Origin of the sequence: Microbacterium sp. A94 (assembly GCF_051842855.1) — a bacterium.
Lineage (GTDB): Bacteria > Actinomycetota > Actinomycetes > Actinomycetales > Microbacteriaceae > Microbacterium.
Genome location: NZ_JBPXMU010000005.1, coordinates 41401 through 59719, shown reverse-complemented (window position 1 = coordinate 59719; position 18319 = coordinate 41401). Strand labels below are relative to the sequence as shown.

Genomic DNA, 18319 nt, shown 5'->3' with positions numbered 1-18319 from the left:
CCCTGTTCATCGCGAACGAACAACTCTCGAAAAGAATCTTCGACTTTCGCGTAATGAATCCACCAGGTCGTCGTCTCATCAAATAGAGACAGCCATCAGAACTCCACCGGGGGGCGGAGTTCGGCACCGTGCGGGGGAAATGCACGGTTAGGCGGCTCAGGTGCCTCGGGGGAGGAGTTCCTGGGCCGCCTGTCTCGCGTCTGGGGAGCGCGGGCTGCTGCTGGGGAGTGGTGGCCCGCCCCTGCGCTCAGCCCCGCGCCCGCGCCCGCGCTCAGCGCAGTGCGCCGCCCGTCTGCACGTGGACGACCTGCAGGTCGGCATCCAGCAGTACGGCATCCGCCTGATATCCGGGAATGAGCCGTCCGAGCTGGTCACCGAGACCAATAGCTCGAGCCGGCGTCTCCGTCAGCGCGCGAATCGCCTCGACGAGAGACGCCCCGGCCTGCACGGCTCGTCGCAAGGCCACATCCTGCGTCAACGTCGATCCGGCGATCGATCCGGTCTCGTCGGTGCGGGCGATGCCATCGGTCACCGTCACCTTCACCGCCCCCAGGTCGTAGCTGCCATCGGCGCTGCCGGCTGCGGCCATGGCATCCGTCACCAGCGCCACGCGTCCCGGCGCCGAGTCGAAGAGCAACTTGATCACGGGCGGGTGCAGGTGCACATTGTCGGCGATCGCCTCGAGGATTACGCGGTGGTCGGCTGCAGCGGTGAGCACGGGTCCCGGGGCGCGGTGGTGGATGCCCGGCATGGCGTTGAAAGCGTGCGTGAGGATCGTCGCACCCGCCTCGAACGCGGCGACGGCCTGCGCGGCATCGGCACTCGTATGACCGACAGCCGCGGCGGCGCCCGAAGCCACGATCAACCGGATCGCTTCGATTCCACCGGGAAGCTCGGGGGCGATGGTGACTTGGCGGATCGTGCCGCGACCGGCATCCAGCAGGCGCTGCACCTCGGAGGCTTCCGGATGCCGCAGCAGCGTCGGCTCGTGCGCACCTTTGTGTGCCGGGTCGAGGTAAGGGCCCTCGAGGTGGGAACCGACGATGTCGGCATCCGTCTGCATGAGATCGGCGATCTCACCGACCCGACGGACGAGATCATCGACGGGGGCTGTAACCAGAGAGATCACAGCTCGCGTCGTACCGTGCGTGCGATGCAGGTCGCGGGCGGTGCGGATCGCCTCGATGCCGTCGTCGAAGGCTGCCCCGGCGCCGCCGTGACCGTGGATATCGATGAATCCGGGCGTGAGGATGGCGCCGGCACCGGCAACCTCGGTCGCGTCGATCACGGCGTCAGCAGGTGCCCAATCGCTACCCGTGCCGGTGGCCGCGACGACGCCACCTTCGAACCGCACCCAGGCATCAGCGGTTTCCTCACCTTCGGTGATGAGGCGAGCGGAGTGGATCAGGGTGGTGTTCAACGGTTGCTCCAAGTGATCTCGGCGGGACGGTGTCCTCCCCAGCCTGCGGCATCCCAACGCACATCGAGATGCCCGATGCGAGAACGGAACGATGCCCAATCGCGAGAATCGGCTGATGACCAAGCCACCTCGGCGATTGCTGCGGCACGGGGGAAGAAGAGCTGGTCGATGTCGGCCAGCGAGGTGAGAGTCTCAGACCATAGCGGCGCTTCGACACCGATGATCGCGGTCTCCGGCAGACCGGCGACGATGGATGCCGGTTCCCAGCTGTACGCGGTCTCCAGATCGATGAGCGCCGCCCAATCCAGCCCGAGGGGGAAGTCCGCGTCGTACTTCTGATCGAGGTAGGCCGTATCTGACGGTGACATGATCACCGCGCCGTCGCGCTCGGCGAACCGACGAACATCGTCAGCGTTCGTGCCGGCAGGAGTTGTGCTGCCCCAGTACTGGCCGATGGTTCCCTCGGCGACCTGCGCGGATCCTGCTTCATGCCAGGCGACGGGAGTTTTTCCGAGGCGCGTGGTGAGTGCCGTGACACGTTCGACGAATGCGTCGAAGTCGGTCTGCGGTGTGCCGTGAGCCTCATCGCCACCGACATGCAGATACGGACCCGGAGTGAGCGCTACGACCTCGGTCAGCACGTCACTGAGGAACGTCCACGTCGCCTCGTCATGGATCTTCACCGACGAGTGTCCGACACCCCAGCCCCGGTACGGTTCGCCCGCCACGGGCAGGGGCTGTCCGAGTTCGCGAGCCTGTGCGCGGAGGTTGTCGGTCATCACCGGATCCTCGACGAGCTCGGGGTAGGCGAGACCGATCGCATGGGTATGGCCGGGCAGATCAATCTCCGGAATCACCATCACGTGCTGCTCAGCGGCATATCGGACGATCTCGCGGAAGTCGTCGTGCGTGTAGAACCCGCCAGGGCGACCGAGGGAAGCCGTGCTGGCGGCGCGTTCGGTCAGCAGCGGGCGGCTCTCGATATGCAGACGCCAACCCTGATCGTCGGTGAGATGCAGGTGCAGACGGTTGAACTTCAGCGACGCCGCCCGGTCGATGAACGCCTTGACGGTGTCGACATCGAAGAAGGTGCGAACGACATCGAGCATCACGCCGCGGTAGCCGAAGCGCGGCGCGTCGTCGATCGCGACGCGGGGGAGAGTCCAGACGTCATCGGCGCCGGTCAACAGCTGACGGATGGTCTGGATGCCGTAGAAGAGACCAGCGGCTGATCCGGAGAGCTCGACGGCGTCGTCGATGCGAAGTGCGTACCCCTCGCCGGTGTCTTTCGTGTGTCGCAGCACGAGGTCACCGGCTGCGGCCGGTTCTGCGACGACCGGGAGCGTGAGCCCGGTGCGTTCGGCGATCGACTTCGCGAGGATGGATGCCGCGGCATCCGTCTCGTCATTCGCGACGATGCGTGTGCGGGGGGTGAGCGTGAGCGAGCCGGGGGATTCCACGAGAGAAGCAGGGAGCGGAACAACAGGAAGGACCATGAACGAAATCTATCCTGTGGCGCTGTGTCCGCGGGGCTTCACGGCTACTGTGGGACTCGGGAATTCCGCTATGCTCGAACCGTCGCGACTGGCGTCTGGGTGGGTCACCACCGGGGAGCGACCGTTACGGAAATTCGACCGCGCGCCTGGGCCGATGCGTTTTGACGCGTCCGCTGTGCGGATGTGCTCACACGACCGAATCCTGACGAAAAGAGGACGACATGACCGACCCGTACTTCAACGCCCCGCTTTCCGAGGTTGATCCTGAGATCGCCGAGGTTCTCGAGCGCGAGCTGAACCGGCAGCGCGGCTACCTCGAGATGATCGCATCCGAGAACTTCGTACCCGTCTCCATCCTGCAGTCTCAGGGATCGGTGCTGACGAACAAGTACGCCGAGGGCTACCCCGGTCGCCGCTACTACGGTGGCTGCGAAGAGGTCGACGTCGCCGAGTCCCTCGCGATCGAGCGGGCCAAGAGCCTGTTCGGTGCCCAGTTCGCGAACGTTCAGCCGCACTCCGGTGCGACCGCGAACGCCGCCGTGCTGCACGCCATCGCACGTCCCGGTGACACGCTGCTCGGGCTGTCGCTCGACCACGGCGGACACCTGACGCACGGCATGAAGATCAACTTCTCCGGCCGCCTCTACGACATCGTCGCCTACGGCGTGAACCCGGAGACCTCGCTCGTCGACATGGACGAGGTGCGCCGACTGGCCATCGAGCACAAGCCCAAGGTCATCATCGCTGGCTGGTCTGCCTATCCGCGCCAGCTCGACTTCGCCGCGTTCCGCGCGATCGCCGATGAGGTCGGTGCCTTGCTCTGGGTCGACATGGCTCACTTCGCCGGTCTCGTCGCCGCCGGCATCCACCCGAACCCCGTACCGCACGCGCACGTCGTCTCCTCAACCGTGCACAAGACAATCGGTGGTCCGCGCTCGGGCTTCATTCTGACCAACGACGCCGACCTTGCGAAGAAGATCAACTCGGCGGTCTTCCCCGGCCAGCAGGGCGGACCGCTCATGCATGTGATCGCGGCCAAGGCGACCGCGTTCAAGATCGCGGCGTCGCCGGAGTTCAAGGAGCGCCAGGAGCGCACCGTCCGCGGGGCTGCAATCCTCGCCGAGCGACTCACCCAGCAGGATGTGAAGGATGCCGGCATCGCCGTACGCTCTGGCGGAACCGACGTGCACCTCGTGCTCGTCGACCTGCGTGACGCCGAGATCGACGGCAAGCAGGCCGAGGATCTGCTGCACGACATTCACATCACGGTCAACCGCAACGCTGTGCCGAACGACCCGCGTCCGCCGATGGTGACGTCGGGCCTGCGCATCGGCACCCCGGCGCTTGCGACCCGTGGTTTCGGCGACGCCGAGTTCACCGAGGCTGCCGACGTCATCGCCTTGGCGCTGCTGCCGGGCGCCGATGTCGAGGCTCTCAAGGCGCGCGTCGATGCTCTCACCGGTGCGTTCCCGCTCTACCCGGGGCTGCAGCAGTGACCGCTGTCGTCCTCGACGGCAAAGCGGCCTCCGCGGAGATCAAAGCGGAACTGACCGAACGCGTCGCCGCACTCAAGGTGAAGGGCATCACGCCCGGCATCGCGACGGTGCTCGTTGGCGCCGATCCGGCATCCCAGTTGTATGTCGGGATGAAGCATCGGCAGTCCGAAGCGGTCGGAATGAACTCGATCCAGCGTGAGCTACCGGCGGATGCCACACAGGAGCAGGTCGAAGCGCTGATCGACGAGCTCAACGCCGACCCGGACTGCCACGGCTACATTGTGCAGCTGCCGCTGCCGAAGCACATCGACACCGATGCGATTCTCGAGCGGATCGACCCGGACAAGGACGCCGACGGCCTGCACCCGACCAACCTCGGTCGGCTTGTGCTCAACGTCAACGCGCCGATCCACACGCCGCTGCCGTGCACACCGCGCGGCGTGATCGAGCTGCTGCAGCGAAATGGATACGACCTCGCGGGGAAGCACGTCGTGGTCGTCGGACGCGGGGTGACGATCGGGCGGCCGATGGGGCTGCTGCTGACGCGCCGCGACATCAACGCGACCGTGACCCAGGTGCACACCGGCACGCCCGACATGTCGCCGTACCTTCGTCAGGCCGATGTGATCGTCGCCGGTGCGGGTGTGAAGCACCTCATCCGTGCGGAAGACGTGAAGCCGGGGGCAGCTGTTCTCGACGTCGGCGTCACGCGCGAAAGCAACCCGGAGACCGGCAAGAACAAGGTCTACGGCGATGTGCATCCTGATGTCGCCGAGGTCGCCGGTTTCCTGTCGCCGAACCCCGGTGGTGTCGGTCCGATGACCGTCGCCTTGCTCCTGACGAACGTGGTCGAGGCCGCGGAACGGCTTGCTGCCGCGGACTGACTGTTACACCTGTCGGACCCTGTGACGCATGTCGGAGAGATTCGGCGAGAACCTCCGACATTCGTCACAGGCTCCGCGGAATGCAACAACGCGGCGGCCCGCCGGCTACAGGTTGTCCAGCATCCGCCGCTGTTCGGGCGTCAGACCATCATTCAGTTCGGCACGCCCCGAGGATGCCGCAGGCGACGGCGGCATCGAATCGGATGCCGTCGTACCCGTCATCTTCGACCGCACCGACCCGATCACGGCGCCGGTCTTCGCTTCGATCCGATCGTCTATCTGGTCGTAGATCACCCAGGCGATGAGCAGGTAGACCGGCGGGAGAACGTAGCCCCAGAACCATCCGTGCACCGCGACACCGCTGAAGATAACGGTCAGCACCCACACGATCAGTTCGACGACGAACACGAGCACGTACTGCACGAGCTTCTCGCCGAACCTCGTGCGTGCGCTGGCCGACTTCGCGGCTGACTGGCGGAACAACTTCAGCAGCAGGGGCTTCAGCGCAAGCGTTGCCAGTGTCAAGACGACCGCTGCCCACAGTGCATGCCAGCCGACCTGCACGCTGCGCATGATCAGTCCGATCAACAGCAGCGCTGCCACGTTGAACACATACAGCGAGACGGCCCGCACCAGCCACTTCTTCATGTTCACAGCATGTCACGTTCGCACCGGACGGCGCGAGAACACCGAAGAGATTTAGGCTCCGAGTGTGCTTTCCACACCGATGACTCGAGCCTGCTCGTCGAAGCGGAAAGTGGCTTCGCCGCTGGCGTCGCTGACAGTGGCACCCGAGAACTGCTCGTCCGTCCACTGCATGTTCCAGCCGGCGAGGCGAGCGGCATCCCACACCGCCGAGCGGGCGTCGCGCAGCGCGAGGCTTTCCAACAAGCGGGGCGCGGCGATCACGGCATCTCGCACAGTGAGCGGATCGAGGGGAGCATCCAGCAGGAAGACCGCGCGTGTGCCGCCATCGATCGGAGCCGAGTAGTACGGCGAGCGTCCGGTGATCTCCACCGCGACGTTGCCGACCTGGTGTGCGGCCTGCGTCATCCACTCATCGAGATCGTCGCCGGTGTCTTCGGGGAAGAGCAGCTCGGACTGTGCCAGCGCTGCGATGTCGTACTTGATGCCATAGTCGCGCAACTGTCCGGCGATGCCGTTCGGGTCGCCCTGCGGGTGCGCCCACGCCCACAGCAGCGATCGTGGCCCCGGAGCGATCGTCGCCACCAGGTGTGCAGCGCTGACCAGCTGCTGCTCCGGATTCGCATTGGACGTGAAGGTGAGCGTTCCCGCTGTCATGTCCGCATCCCAGCGGTGCTCACCGAGTCGCTCGGCGGCGGCGGTGAGCGCCTCCTGTCGGAGAGCGACGAACAGTGCGGCGCGATCGGCGAGAGGCTGCAGGGCTGCGAAGGTCATGCTTCTAGTGTGGAGGCTCCGCCTATGAGTTCGCCACTTTTGCTCACTTCGAGCCGCGCGGCGTACTGCTCGCGGATGATCGGCTGAGTTTCCGCATCGACACGCACGGTGATCGCGACCGACCAGGTCGGCACGGTGCCGGTGAGGCCCCAGGCCGCCTGGATGGCAGCGCCCATCGCGACGTACTCGCCGGGAGCGGGCACCACGACGGGGGCGTCGAACACCTGCGCCGCGATCCGTGCAACGGCCTCATTCTGCGCCGCCCCGCCCACAAGCAGGATGCGCTCGGCACTGACACCGTGGCTGCGGATGCGGTCAAGGCCCTCAGCCAGACCGCACAGCACGCCCTCGATCGCAGCGCGGGCAAGGTTCTCACGACTGGTGGAGCCCAATGTCATCCCGAACAGGGTCGCCGTGGCATTCGGCAGATTCGGTGTGCGTTCGCCCTCGAACCAGGGCTGCAGGACGAGTCCGCCGGCACCGGGTTCTGCCGCCAGCGCCAGCCGGCCGAGTTCATCGTGATCGACACCGAGCAGGGATGCCGTGGCATCCAGCACACGGGCCGCGTTGAGCGTCGCCACCAGGGGAAGGAATCCACCGGAGGCATCAGCAAAGCCGGCGACGGTACCGGAGGCGTCGGTGACAGCGACATCAGTCACTGCGAACACGGTGCCGCTGGTGCCGATGGAGACACCGATATCTCCGCTGCCGGCGCCCATTCCGAGAGCTGCGGCGGCGTTGTCTCCAGCGCCACCGGTGACGAGGATGCCGTTGTGCCCCGAGACGTGATCGGAGGGGCCGAGGACCCGGGGGAGCACGATGTCAGCGGCATCGCGACGCAGCGCGATCGACAGCAGCTCCCGGTCGTATTCGTTTCTGGCCGGATCGAAGTATGCGGTGCCGCTGGCATCCGATCGATCGGTGACGAGCTCGCTGAGCACGGCGCCGAGCGGTGATTGGTCTGCGGGACCGTAGCCGCGCAGACGCCAGGTCAGCCAGTCGTGGGGGAGCGCGATCGCCGCGATGCGGGCGGCATTTTCGGGTTCGGCATCAGCGACCCAGCGCACCTTGCTCGCCGTGAACGATGCGACCGGCACGACGCCGGTGCGCCGAGCGTATTCGGCGGCTCCGACTTCGGAGGCGAGGGCTGCTGCTGCGTCTGCGGAACGGGTGTCGTTCCACAGCAGTGCCGGACGGATGACGTGACCGGCGGCGTCAAGCGCCACCAGGCCGTGCTGCTGGCCGCCGACGCCGATGGCGGCGACGTCGTCAAGGCCACCGGCATCCGTGATCGCGCTCTGCAGCGCGTTCCACCAGGCGGCGGGATCGACCTCGGTGCCTTCCGGATGCCCGGCACGGCCGGACCGGATGACAGCACCGGAGTCGACATCACGGATGACGACCTTGCAACTCTGCGTCGACGAGTCGACGCCAGCGACCAGCGTCACGATCAGCGTGCGCCGAGCAGGTGCTCGGTAGCGAGCTGCTGCAGACGAACGAACCCGAAGCCCTTGCCGCCGAGGTAAGCGTCGGCGTCGAAGTCTTCGTAGGCGCTGCGGTCGGCGAGGAAGTCGTCGTATGTCTCACCGTCGTTCAGCGTGGGCTTGGCCAGCTCGTCGACCTTGGCCGCGGCGAGTGCCTCCTGCACCTCGGGATCGGCGCGGAAGGCCGCAGCACGCTCCTTCAGCAACAGGTAGGTGCGCATGTTGGCGGCGGCAGAGTCCCAGACGCCGGTCTCGTCTTCTGTGCGCGACGGCTTGTAGTCGAAGTGGCGCGGTCCGTCGTAGGCAGGGACGCCGCCAGGGCCGCCGTTTTCGAGCAGGTCGACCAGTGAGAATGCGTTGTGCAGGTCGCCGTGACCGAACACGAGGTCCTGGTCGTACTTGATGCCGCGCTGACCGTTGAGGTCGATGTGGAAGAGCTTGTCGTGGTACAGCGCCTGCGCGATGCCGGCGGTGAAGTTGAGCCCAGCCATCTGCTCGTGGCCGACCTCGGGGTTGACGCCGAAGAGCTCGGGGCGTGCAAGCGAGCCGATGAACGCGATCGCGTGGCCAAGCGTCGGCAGGAGGATGTCGCCGCGGGGCTCGTTGGGCTTGGGCTCGATGGCGAAACGGATGTCGTAGCCCTTGTCGGTGACGTAGTCGCCGAGGAGGTTCACGGCCTCGCGGTAGCGCTCCAGTGCCGAGCGGACGTCCTTGGCCGAGTCGTACTCGGCGCCCTCGCGGCCGCCCCACATTACGAACGTCTTGGCGCCGAGCTCAGCACCGAGGTCGAGCTGGCGGAAAACCTTGCGCAGGGCGAAGCGGCGCACGTCGCGGTCGTTCGAGGTGAAGCCGCCATCCTTGAAGACCGGTGCGCTGAACAGGTTGGTGGTGACCATCGGCACGACCAGGCCGGTGTCGGCCAGCGCGCCCTTCAGGCGATCGATCTGCTTCTGGCGCTCGGCATCGGTCGTGCCGAAGGCGAACAGATCATCGTCATGGAAGGTGAGACCGTAGGCGCCGAGTTCGGAGAGCTTCTCAACTGCATGTACGACGTCGAGACGCGGCCGGGTCGGACCGCCGAACGGGTCGGTGCCGTTGTAATCGATGGTCCACAGACCAAAGGAGAACTTGTCTTCGCGGGTGGGGGTGACCATGACGGCTCCTTCTTGCGACGCGTCGTCGCGTACGTAAATTGTTGCTGTTCACAACCTATAGCAGGATGGGCACCCACGTCCAGCGCTTCCGGCGCTCGAAAGGTGTCCAATGGTGTCCGTCGAAACTATCGGCGGGCTGCGCGTAACTTTCTGGTAACGGGTTGACACGGGTGGGGGCTTACTCCATATGTTGGGGGCAACGACAAATCATCTGCGCAAAGGAGCGCCCCGTGCAACGTCGATCAACCCTGCTGGCATTCTCCGCCGCCACTGCTCTCATCGCAGCCCCACTTATCCCTATCTCCGCTGCTGCGGCAGATCCTGAGATCATCTCGAGCGTCGATTTCGAGGACGGTACGACCGGCGACTGGTTCGCCAGCGGCGACCCCACCCTCACCGTCACCGCCGACCCGAACGGAGGCGCGGGTCAAGTACTGAGCGTGGCCGACCGCACCGAGACGTGGCACACGCTGCAGAGCCCTGAGGGCCTATTCACCGAGGGCGTGACGTATACGCTCTCGGCGCGAGTGCTGGTACAGGATGCTGCCGCGCAGGCCCGCTTCCTCGTCAAGGATGGCTATCACTGGGTCGCCGACAAGGCGATCCCCGCGGGGGAGTGGACCACGATCTCCGGCACGTTGACCGCAGACGCGGATGACACGCAGGTCTACATCGAGGTGGACCCGGCGACATCATCGTTCTATCTTGACGATGTGCTCATCACGCGTGCCCCCGCGCCCGGCGGAGGCGATTCCGACGTCGCCCCTGGCGGCGCCGTCGACCCGACAACCACACCGGTCAGTCTCGCCTCCGGCAGCGGGAACGTCTCTGCCCTCACCTTCGATGACGGACCCAACGGGGCCACTACCGCGGCGCTGCTGGATTATCTGAAGGCCAACGACATCCACGCGGTGTTCTGCGTCATCGGCCAGAACATCACCGCGCCCGGCGGTGCCGATCTGCTCAGGCGCACCGTCGCCGAGGGGCACACACTGTGTAACCACACCACGAGCTACACGGACATGGGTTCCTGGGATGCCGACAGCATCCGCACCGATCTCGTCGAGAATCTGCGCATCATTCGCGAGGCGCTCGGCGACCCTGACGCACAGGTGCCGTTCTTCCGCGCGCCCAACGGCAGCTGGGGCGCCACTGCCGCCGTCGCTGTCTCGCTCGGCATGCAGCCGCTGGCCGTCACCAACACGATTAACGACTGGGCAGAGACCGACCCGGCCGTACTCACCGAGAATCTGCGCACCGCGATGAAGCCCGGCGAGATCGTGCTCGTGCATGACGGCGGCGGTGACCGCGAACCGTCGCTGCAGGCGGTCGCGACCGTCGTCGACGAGCGGCTGGCCGACGGCTGGGTCTTCACCCTCCCGCTCGGCACTCCCGCCCCGCAGCAGACGGGCGCACTCATCGACACGAACTTCGACGATGGCGAGTTGGATGGATGGTTCGCCCGCTCCGGATCGGGCGAATCGGCACCGACCATCTCAGTCGTGCCAGGCGGTGCCGACGACTCGGCATTCGCCGCACAGGTCTCCGAGCGCACGCACGAGGGTGACGGCATCCAGTTCGACGTCGTTGACGTGCTGCTGCCAGGAAATACCTACCTGCTCGAGGCTGCTGTGCGCTTCGCCGAGGGCGCAGACGTCGGACAGGGGCTGAGTATCTCGATGCGTACCGTCACGGGCGAGTCCGCCTCGTACGCCAACCTGCTCCAGATCGAGGATGCCAGCGCCGAGGTGTGGACCACCGTGTCCGGTGAGTTCACGGTGCCCGCCTACGACACGGCCGCCGAACTCTATGTCGAGGCTCGCTACGACAGTGGCAATACCTCGGCGTTCCTGGTCGATCAGCTGCGCGTGAGCGTACCGGAGCCGAACCCGGTCGACACCAGCCTGGTGCCGATCAAGGACACCGTGGACTTCCCGGTCGGTGTCGCGATCGATTCTCGGGAGACGAGCGGAGCCGCAGCCGACCTGCTGCTGCACCACTTCGACCAGATCACGCCTGAGAACCACATGAAGGTGGAAGCCTGGTACGACGAGAACGGTGACTTCCAGCGCAACGCCGAGGCAACGGCGCTGCTGGACTTCTCGCAGCAGAATGACCTGCGAATGTATGGACACGTGCTGCTGTGGCACTCGCAGACGCCGGACTGGTTCTTCCAGGATGACTCCGGACGCGAACTGACCGACACCGATGCTGACAAGCAGATCCTCCGCGACCGTCTTGCGACCCACATCGACAACGTGGCCCGATCGATTTCTGATGACTACGGCCTGTACGGCTCATCGACCAATCCGATTATCGCGTGGGACGTCGTCAACGAGGTGGTGGCGGATCAGAGCACTGACGATGGGCTGCGCACGAGCCGCTGGTATCAAGTGCTGGGCGAGGAGTACATCCCGCTCGCTTTCGAGCTCGCGGAGGAGGCCTTCAACAATACGTACGCAGCGTCGGGCACCGATCGCCCGGTGATGCTCTTCATCAACGACTACAACACCGAGCAAGATCGTAAGGGCGCGCAGTATGAGGCCCTCGTGAAGAGACTGTTGGCAGCTGGAGTGCCATTGGACGGCGTGGGCCACCAGTTCCACGTCTCAATCAACACCACGATCGCGTCGCTGCAGGGTGCGCTCGACCGATTCGCCGGCCTCGGCTTGCTGCAGGAAGTCACGGAGCTCGACGTCACGATCAACCCGGCCACAGAGGCTAACCGGATCCGGCAGGGATACTTCTACCGCGATGTGTTCCGGCTGCTGCGTGACTATGACGCGGCGGCACCGGATGCGGAGAAGGTGTTTGCCGCCACTATCTGGGGTCTCACCGACAACCGCTCATGGCGATCTGAGCAGGAGCCACTGGTGTTCGGTGCCGGTTTGCAGGCCAAGCCCGCCTATTACGGAGTCATCGATGATCCGGATGGCCTGCCGGCGCTGATCACGACCGCGAACGTGTTCGCCGGTGACATCGCGCTGACCGATGGATTCGCGGGCGCGATCGAATGGCAGAACCTGCCAGAGAACGTGCTGACCGGAGACGTGGGTGGGTTCCAATCGCGCTGGAGCGATGACCACCTGACCGTTCTGGTTCGTAGCACGGTCGCCCCAGACCGTGTCGAGTTCACCTATGGCGACCAAGAGTTCGTCTACCAGAAGGATGCCCCGGACTCCGTCCCCGGTATCGAGACCGTTGTCGAGGGTGAGCATCTCATTGCGGTGCACGTGCCGCACAGCGAGGTCGTCGAGGGCTCCTCGGCGAAATTCGATGTGCGTGTCATCGTCAACGACTCGGTCGCCGGCGCATGGAATTCGCCCGGTGAGACGGGCCGGCTCACATTCCTGGAGCCGCTCTCCTACCTGGAGATCCCGGAGCTGCCTGCCCCGACGGTCGATGGCATCGTCGACGAGGTGTGGGCAGATGCCGCCGTGGCGCAGACGGCGAGGACGGTCGAGGGGGATGCGAGCGGCGCCCAGGCGCAGGTGCGCACGCTCTGGCAGGGGAACCAGCTCTACGTGCTGTACGAGGTGACCGATCCGGTCGTCGACAACAGCAACAGTGATGCATGGAACCGCGATTCCGTTGAAGTGTTTCTCGATCTGGGCAACACGAAGGCTGGGACGTACGGCCCGAACGACACGCAGATCCGGATCACGACCGACGGGGACCTGTCGTTCGGCACGGGCGATGCCGCGCTGCAGCAGGCACGTGTGGCCAGTAGCGCGACGGCTCTGACCGAAACTGGATATGTCGTGGAGGTCGCGATCGACCTCGTCGGCGAGTCTGGCGGTCAGAGCGACGTTCCACTCGGCGGCCTCAACACCTTCCATGGACTGGATTTCCAGGTCAATGATGGACGAGACGGCGCCCGCTTCGCCGTGCACACCTGGGCGGAGCCGACCGGCACCGGATACCAGAACACCGCACGCTGGGGCGTCGCACGCCTGGTGTCGGCCGAAGAGCCGGGCGAGCCGGGCGAGCCGGGCGAGCCGACGGAGCCGACGGAGCCGACGGAGCCGACGGAGCCGACGGAACCGTCGGAACCGACGGAACCCGGTACGCCGACGGAGCCGGGGGATCCGGGCGAGGATGGAGTGGTCGTCTGGGCGACGGTTGACGTCGGCGACGGCAGCGTGGAGCAGGGTGGAGCCCTGCCTGTGACCGTGTCGGGTCTGGAGCCCGGTCAGCAGATCACGGCGACGCTGTTCAGCGATCCGATCGAGATCGCCGGCATCTCCGCGGCTGATTCCTCAGGTCGGGTGGCCTTCGACGTGTCGATCCCTGCGGATCTGCCACTCGGTGCACACACCCTGGTTATCGCGTCCGGGGAGCTCGAACCGATCAGTGCGGAGGTCAGGGTCGTTGCGCCCGGGCAACTCGCCGTCACCGGTGCGCAGCTACCGTGGGGCATCGCATTGGCGGCCGCCCTGCTGCTCGTGATCGGTGGGATGCTGGTGGCCATGCGCCCGGCTCGGCTGGGGCGTCGATGACGCCGAGGCGGAGGTGGGGAATCAGCGCACGCTCGGGGGCGCGGCGACGCTCTCCCGCACGGTGAGGCTGGCAGGCAGGCGTCGATGCTGCTGCTCGACCGTGACGCCGGTGAGGAGGGAGACGAGGATGCGCAGGGCCTCCGCGCCCATCAACTGAAGGGGCTGGGTCACTGTCGTGAGAGGCGGGGAGCTGGTCGATGATTCCGGAATGTCATCGAATCCGATGATCGAGAGGTCGTGCGGCACCCGTAGACCCAACTCGTGCGCGACCTCCATGACGTGCAGGGCAGAGAGGTCGTTCGCGGCGAAGATGGCCGTCGGGCGTTGGTCGGCGGGCAGTCCCAGCAGTTCGTGGGCAGGAGCGTCGGTGAGATCGGCTCGGTAGCCTCCGACCCGGTCGAGAGCGGGGTGGACCGGGATGCCTGCTGCCTCGAGTGCCTGCAGGTACCCCTCGCGGCGCAAGCGGGACGATTCGAGTCCGGGCCGCCCGCCCAGGTGGGCGATGCGACGGTGGCCAAGGCCGATCAGCAGCTCCGTCGCCGCGCGTGCGCCGCCGATGTTGTCGCCGTCGACAGTCGGTACGCTCTCGGCTCCGGAATGCGGGTCGATGGCAACCACAGGGATGCTGGTGCCGTTAGTCATCGACATAGTTGGTGCCACGACCACCGCACCGTCGATGAGCGTTCCGCCCAAGCGGGACAGTGAGCGCCGCTCCCAGTTCGTGCGTTTGCCGTTGTCATTGCCGCCGGCGTAAGCGAGGAGTTCATAGTCGGTCGCCTCGGCTGCCCGAGAGATCCCCTTCAGCAGCTCGGTGGAGTACGGTTCGAAATCGGCCAGCAGCACGCCGATGACGCCAGTGCGTCCGCGGCGGAGGCTGCTTGCGACGATGGAAGACTCGTATCCGAGGTCCGCGACGACGGCGAGGACGTGCGCGGCAGTGGTGGCGGCGATGCCGTCCTTGCCGTTGATCACCTTCGACACGGTTGAGACGGAGACTCCCGCGACCCGTGCGACATCGGTGATCGTTGCGCGACTAGGGCGAATATTAAGGTCCACATCGTGATCGTAACCGCCGGAGCGGTCGATCGGGTGGATTTACGAGGTGTTTGGAAAACGTTATCGATATCGATTGACTAAACGGTGCCGAGTCTGGCAATGTCAAGAATTGAACCGCTCAGGGAGCGGTCCCACGATCTGTCAAGGATGACGAAAGGGCTGATGATGACACGCAAGACGCGAGGCGCGACAGCAGTTGCGCTGGGGGCCGGCATTGCGATGCTGCTGTCCGGCTGTGCAGGTGGCGGAGGCGACCAGGGGAGCGACGGCGGAGACGTCACGCTCACCATGTGGCACAACTCCACCACCGGAGATGGCAAGCAGTACTGGGACGATGCTGCGGCCGCCTTCAAAGAAGAGAACCCCGAAGTGACCATCAAGGTCACCTCCATCCAGAACGAAGACATGGACGGCAAACTCCAGACCGCCGTGAACTCGGGCGACATGCCCGACATCTTCATGGCTCGCGGTGGCGGCAAACTCGCCGACATCGTCGACGCAGGCAAAGTGAAAGACCTCACCGGACTGATCGACGCCGATGTGAAGACCGCATTCGGCGAAGCGCCGTTCGCAGCATTCACTGTCGACGACAAGATCTACGGCATGCCCAGCGCCGTGCTCCCCGGCGGCATCTTCTACAGCAAGGACCTGTTCGAACAGGCCGGAATCACCGAAGAGCCCAAGACCCTGGATGACCTCGAGGGTGCTGTCGACAAGCTCAAGAGTGCTGGCATCGCGCCGATCGCTCTCGGTGCGAAGGCAGCCTGGCCCGCCGCACACTGGTACTACTTCTTCGCGCTGCGTGCCTGCGACAAGGCCATCGTCTCCAGCCTCGCCACCAATCCCGATTTCACTGACGAGTGCTGGCTGACCGCCGCTGAGAACCTCGCCGACTTCGCCGGCATCGAGCCGTTCAACCAGGGCTTCTTGACCACGTCCCCGCAGGAGGGCGCGAACTCGTCCGCCGGACTGCTGGCGAACCACAAGGCAGCCATGGAACTGATGGGCGCCTGGAACGTCGGTGTGATCGCGAGTCTGACTGCCGACGAGCAGCCGCTGCCGGACCTCGGCTGGTTCCCGTTCCCTGAGGTGAGCGGTGGCGACGGCGGAGCCGGAGCGATGATGGGTGGCGTCGATGGCTACTCGTGTTCAGCCGACTCGCCCGCAGCGTGCGAGGAGTTCCTCAACTTCGTCTCGACAACCGAGTGGCAGGAGAAGTACGCGGTGGCCTTCCAGACCATCCCCGCTTCCCAGGACGCCACGGGCGCCGTCACCGACCCGTCACTGGTGCCGTTGATGGAGGCATACGCGCAGGCGCCGTACGTCTCGCTGTGGCTGGACACCGCGCTGGGCCAGAACGTCGGCAACGCGCTCAACGTCGGCGTCGTGGAGATGCTCGCCGGTCAGGGCACCCCCGACAAGCTCGTGGAGCAGATCACCACCGCTGCGGCGAGAGGCTGATCGGGGCGATGATCGAAACCCAGGTGGCGGCGGTCGCCGTGCCTGAGAAGAACGTTCGTGCTGGGGCCGACAACTCGTCGGCCCCAGTGCGTCGACCGCGACGCGTCGACTGGCGCAAGCGCGGCGAGATCGCGCTTCTCTCGGGCCCCGCTCTGATCGTCTTCGTCGGCTTCGTCATCTTCCCGGTGATGATGGCGGCGTTCTACGGCTTCTTCAAATGGAACGGCTTCGGCTGGCCGACCGAGTTCGTCGGACTGGATAACTACATCCTGATCTGGCAGGACGACACGTTCCGCGAGGCGGTGACGCACAACTTCGTCATCGTGGTTCTCTCGCTGATCATGCAGGGGCCGGTTGCGATCCTGTTCGCGCTGCTGCTGAACCAGAAGATCCGCGGCCGCTCCATCATCCGCGTGCTCATCTTCATGCCGTACGTGATCTCTGAGGTCATCGTCGGTATCGGGTGGAGCCTGATGATGCAGGATGCGGGCGCTGTGAACTCCCTGCTGGAGAAGTGGGGTCTGGGCGAGTTCCAGCAGTCCTGGCTGGCAGACCCGTCCATTGCCATATGGACGCTGATGGTCATCATCACCTGGAAGTACATCGGCTTCGCCGTGATCCTGATGCTTGCCGGCATGCAGTCGATCCCGGAGGAGCTCTACGAGGCTGCGGCCATCGACGGCGCCAGCTTCTGGAAAATCCAGTGGCACATCACGCTGCCGCTGCTCGGGCCGACCCTGCGCATCTGGGCGTTCCTGTCCATCATTGGTTCGCTGCAGCTGTTCGACCTCGTCAACATCATCTGGGGCCAGTACATCGCTGCGACCGCCGGCACATCCACGATGGCGACATACATGTACCAGAACGGACACCTCGCTGGCAGCTACGGCTACGGAAACGCCGTCGCCGTGATGCTGTTCCTCATCTCCCTGGTGATCGCCCTCGTCTACCAGCGCTTCGTGCTGCGTCGTGACACACAGGGCGCCGTGACCGGAGAAAGCGGAAGGAAGCGCAAATGACCACCGAGAGCTTGCCCACTTCCGTGCTCGTCCAGCCCTCTGGACCGCGCGGCCGGCGACGGTCGCCGAAGGTCCGCTGGGGGAGCCCCGGCATCTACCTGATCGCGATCGTGCTGATCACGATCTGCATCACACCGGTGCTGTACATCATCGTCGGCGGGTTCCGCACGAACTCCCAGATCACGCTGGACCCGTCCGGGTTCCCGGCGCCCTGGCAGATCGCCAACTATGGCGACGTGCTGGCCAGCTCGGAGTTCTGGACAGCGATGATCAACTCGACCATCGCCGCCGTCGGAACCACCCTCGGTGCGGTGTTGCTGGGCCTGATGGCCAGTTACGTGATCGCCCGCTACGACTTCGGCGGCCGGGGCGTGATGTACTCGCTGTTCGCCGCGGGTCTGATGTTCCCGATCACGGTCGCGATCACGCCGCTGTATCTTCTGATCCGCAACCTCGGACTGGTCAACAGTCTGGCCGGCATCATCCTGCCGCAGATCGCCTTCGCCCTGCCGACGACGATCATCATCCTCGTACCGTTCCTGCGAGCGATCCCGAAGGAGCTCGAGGAGGCAGCATCCATTGACGGCGCGTCCCGTCTCGGGTTCTTCTGGCGAATGGTGATCCCGCTGAGTCTGCCCGGCGTCGTCACCGTCGGCATCCTGGCCTTCGTCGGCTCGTGGAATGGCTACATGCTGCCGCTGTTCATCCTCAACGACTCCAGTCTGTTCACGCTCCCACTGGGCGTGCAGAACTTCGCCTCGCAGTACTCCGTCGACACCGCGCGTGTGCTCGCGTACACGTCGCTGTCGATGGTGCCCGCACTGGTGTTCTTCAGTCTGTTCGAGCGCCGTATCGTCGGCGGACTCACCGGGGCAGTCAAGGGCTGAGCACAATGAAAGAGAGATCCGTGTCGAATACGACAGCGGGAGTT

The 18319-nt window shown here is 65.4% G+C and carries 13 protein-coding genes and 1 riboswitch; of the genes, 6 read left to right on the top strand and 7 right to left on the bottom strand.

The window, feature by feature from the left end; all coding sequences use genetic code 11:
• Window positions 1-271: 271 nt before the first annotated feature.
• Window positions 272-1420, bottom strand: coding sequence for an N-acetylglucosamine-6-phosphate deacetylase (nagA, locus tag ACSU1L_RS13225; RefSeq protein WP_438253202.1), 1149 nt, complete (start codon window positions 1418-1420; stop codon window positions 272-274).
• A complete protein-coding gene (locus ACSU1L_RS13220) occupies window positions 1417-2916 on the bottom strand; it encodes a beta-N-acetylhexosaminidase (protein ID WP_438253203.1) in 1500 nt (499 codons plus the stop codon). The genes nagA and ACSU1L_RS13220 overlap by 4 nt, the downstream gene beginning before the upstream one ends.
• Window positions 2917-2990: 74 nt before the next feature.
• A riboswitch (ZMP/ZTP riboswitch) is annotated at window positions 2991-3075 on the top strand.
• A 62-nt stretch (window positions 3076-3137) separates the two neighbouring features.
• Between ACSU1L_RS13220 and glyA the strand changes: the two genes are divergently transcribed.
• Together glyA and ACSU1L_RS13210 are read left to right on the top strand one after the other, a co-directional pair.
• Complete coding sequence (glyA, locus tag ACSU1L_RS13215; RefSeq protein WP_439256100.1) at window positions 3138-4412, top strand: serine hydroxymethyltransferase; 1275 nt, start codon at window positions 3138-3140, stop codon at window positions 4410-4412.
• Entirely contained in the window at window positions 4409-5296 is an 888-nt protein-coding gene (locus ACSU1L_RS13210) for a bifunctional methylenetetrahydrofolate dehydrogenase/methenyltetrahydrofolate cyclohydrolase (RefSeq protein ID WP_439256099.1), read from the top strand. The genes glyA and ACSU1L_RS13210 overlap by 4 nt, the downstream gene beginning before the upstream one ends.
• Before the next feature lie 105 nt (window positions 5297-5401).
• On the opposite strand, the gene ACSU1L_RS13205 is transcribed toward ACSU1L_RS13210, so the two are convergent.
• From ACSU1L_RS13205 to xylA, 4 genes are read right to left on the bottom strand one after another with little or no spacing between them, the layout of a single operon-like run.
• The gene (locus ACSU1L_RS13205) at window positions 5402-5944 is read right to left on the bottom strand and encodes a hypothetical protein (protein ID WP_438253206.1); all 543 of its coding nucleotides are present in this window, start codon (window positions 5942-5944) and stop codon (window positions 5402-5404) included.
• A gap of 51 nt (window positions 5945-5995) precedes the next feature.
• Window positions 5996-6715, bottom strand: a complete 720-nt coding sequence (locus ACSU1L_RS13200) for a DUF6882 domain-containing protein (RefSeq protein ID WP_438253207.1) — start codon at window positions 6713-6715, stop codon at window positions 5996-5998.
• Complete coding sequence (gene xylB, locus ACSU1L_RS13195) at window positions 6712-8163, bottom strand: xylulokinase (RefSeq protein ID WP_439256098.1); 1452 nt, start codon at window positions 8161-8163, stop codon at window positions 6712-6714. The genes ACSU1L_RS13200 and xylB overlap by 4 nt, the downstream gene beginning before the upstream one ends.
• 2 nt (window positions 8164-8165) lie before the next feature.
• Complete coding sequence (gene xylA, locus ACSU1L_RS13190; RefSeq protein ID WP_439256097.1) at window positions 8166-9353, bottom strand: xylose isomerase; 1188 nt, start codon at window positions 9351-9353, stop codon at window positions 8166-8168.
• 230 nt (window positions 9354-9583) lie between these two features.
• Between xylA and ACSU1L_RS13185 the strand changes: the two genes are divergently transcribed.
• A complete protein-coding gene (locus ACSU1L_RS13185) occupies window positions 9584-13852 on the top strand; it encodes an endo-1,4-beta-xylanase (RefSeq protein ID WP_439256096.1) in 4269 nt (1422 codons plus the stop codon).
• 21 nt (window positions 13853-13873) lie between these two features.
• On the opposite strand, the gene ACSU1L_RS13180 is transcribed toward ACSU1L_RS13185, so the two are convergent.
• Window positions 13874-14908, bottom strand: coding sequence for a LacI family DNA-binding transcriptional regulator (locus ACSU1L_RS13180; protein ID WP_438253211.1), 1035 nt, complete (start codon window positions 14906-14908; stop codon window positions 13874-13876).
• A 162-nt stretch (window positions 14909-15070) separates the two neighbouring features.
• Here ACSU1L_RS13180 and ACSU1L_RS13175 point away from each other — a divergent pair, with 162 nt between their 5' ends.
• Genes ACSU1L_RS13175 through ACSU1L_RS13165 form a run of 3 tightly spaced genes read left to right on the top strand, consistent with a single transcriptional unit; the run spans window position 15071 to window position 18275 of the window.
• The gene (locus ACSU1L_RS13175; protein WP_438253212.1) at window positions 15071-16369 is read left to right on the top strand and encodes an ABC transporter substrate-binding protein; all 1299 of its coding nucleotides are present in this window, start codon (window positions 15071-15073) and stop codon (window positions 16367-16369) included.
• Window positions 16370-16377: 8 nt separating this feature from the next.
• On the top strand, window positions 16378-17388 hold the full coding sequence (locus ACSU1L_RS13170) for a carbohydrate ABC transporter permease (protein WP_438253213.1): 1011 nt from the start codon (window positions 16378-16380) through the stop codon (window positions 17386-17388).
• A complete protein-coding gene (locus ACSU1L_RS13165; RefSeq protein WP_438253214.1) occupies window positions 17385-18275 on the top strand; it encodes a carbohydrate ABC transporter permease in 891 nt (296 codons plus the stop codon). The genes ACSU1L_RS13170 and ACSU1L_RS13165 overlap by 4 nt, the downstream gene beginning before the upstream one ends.
• Window positions 18276-18319 lie beyond the last annotated feature (44 nt).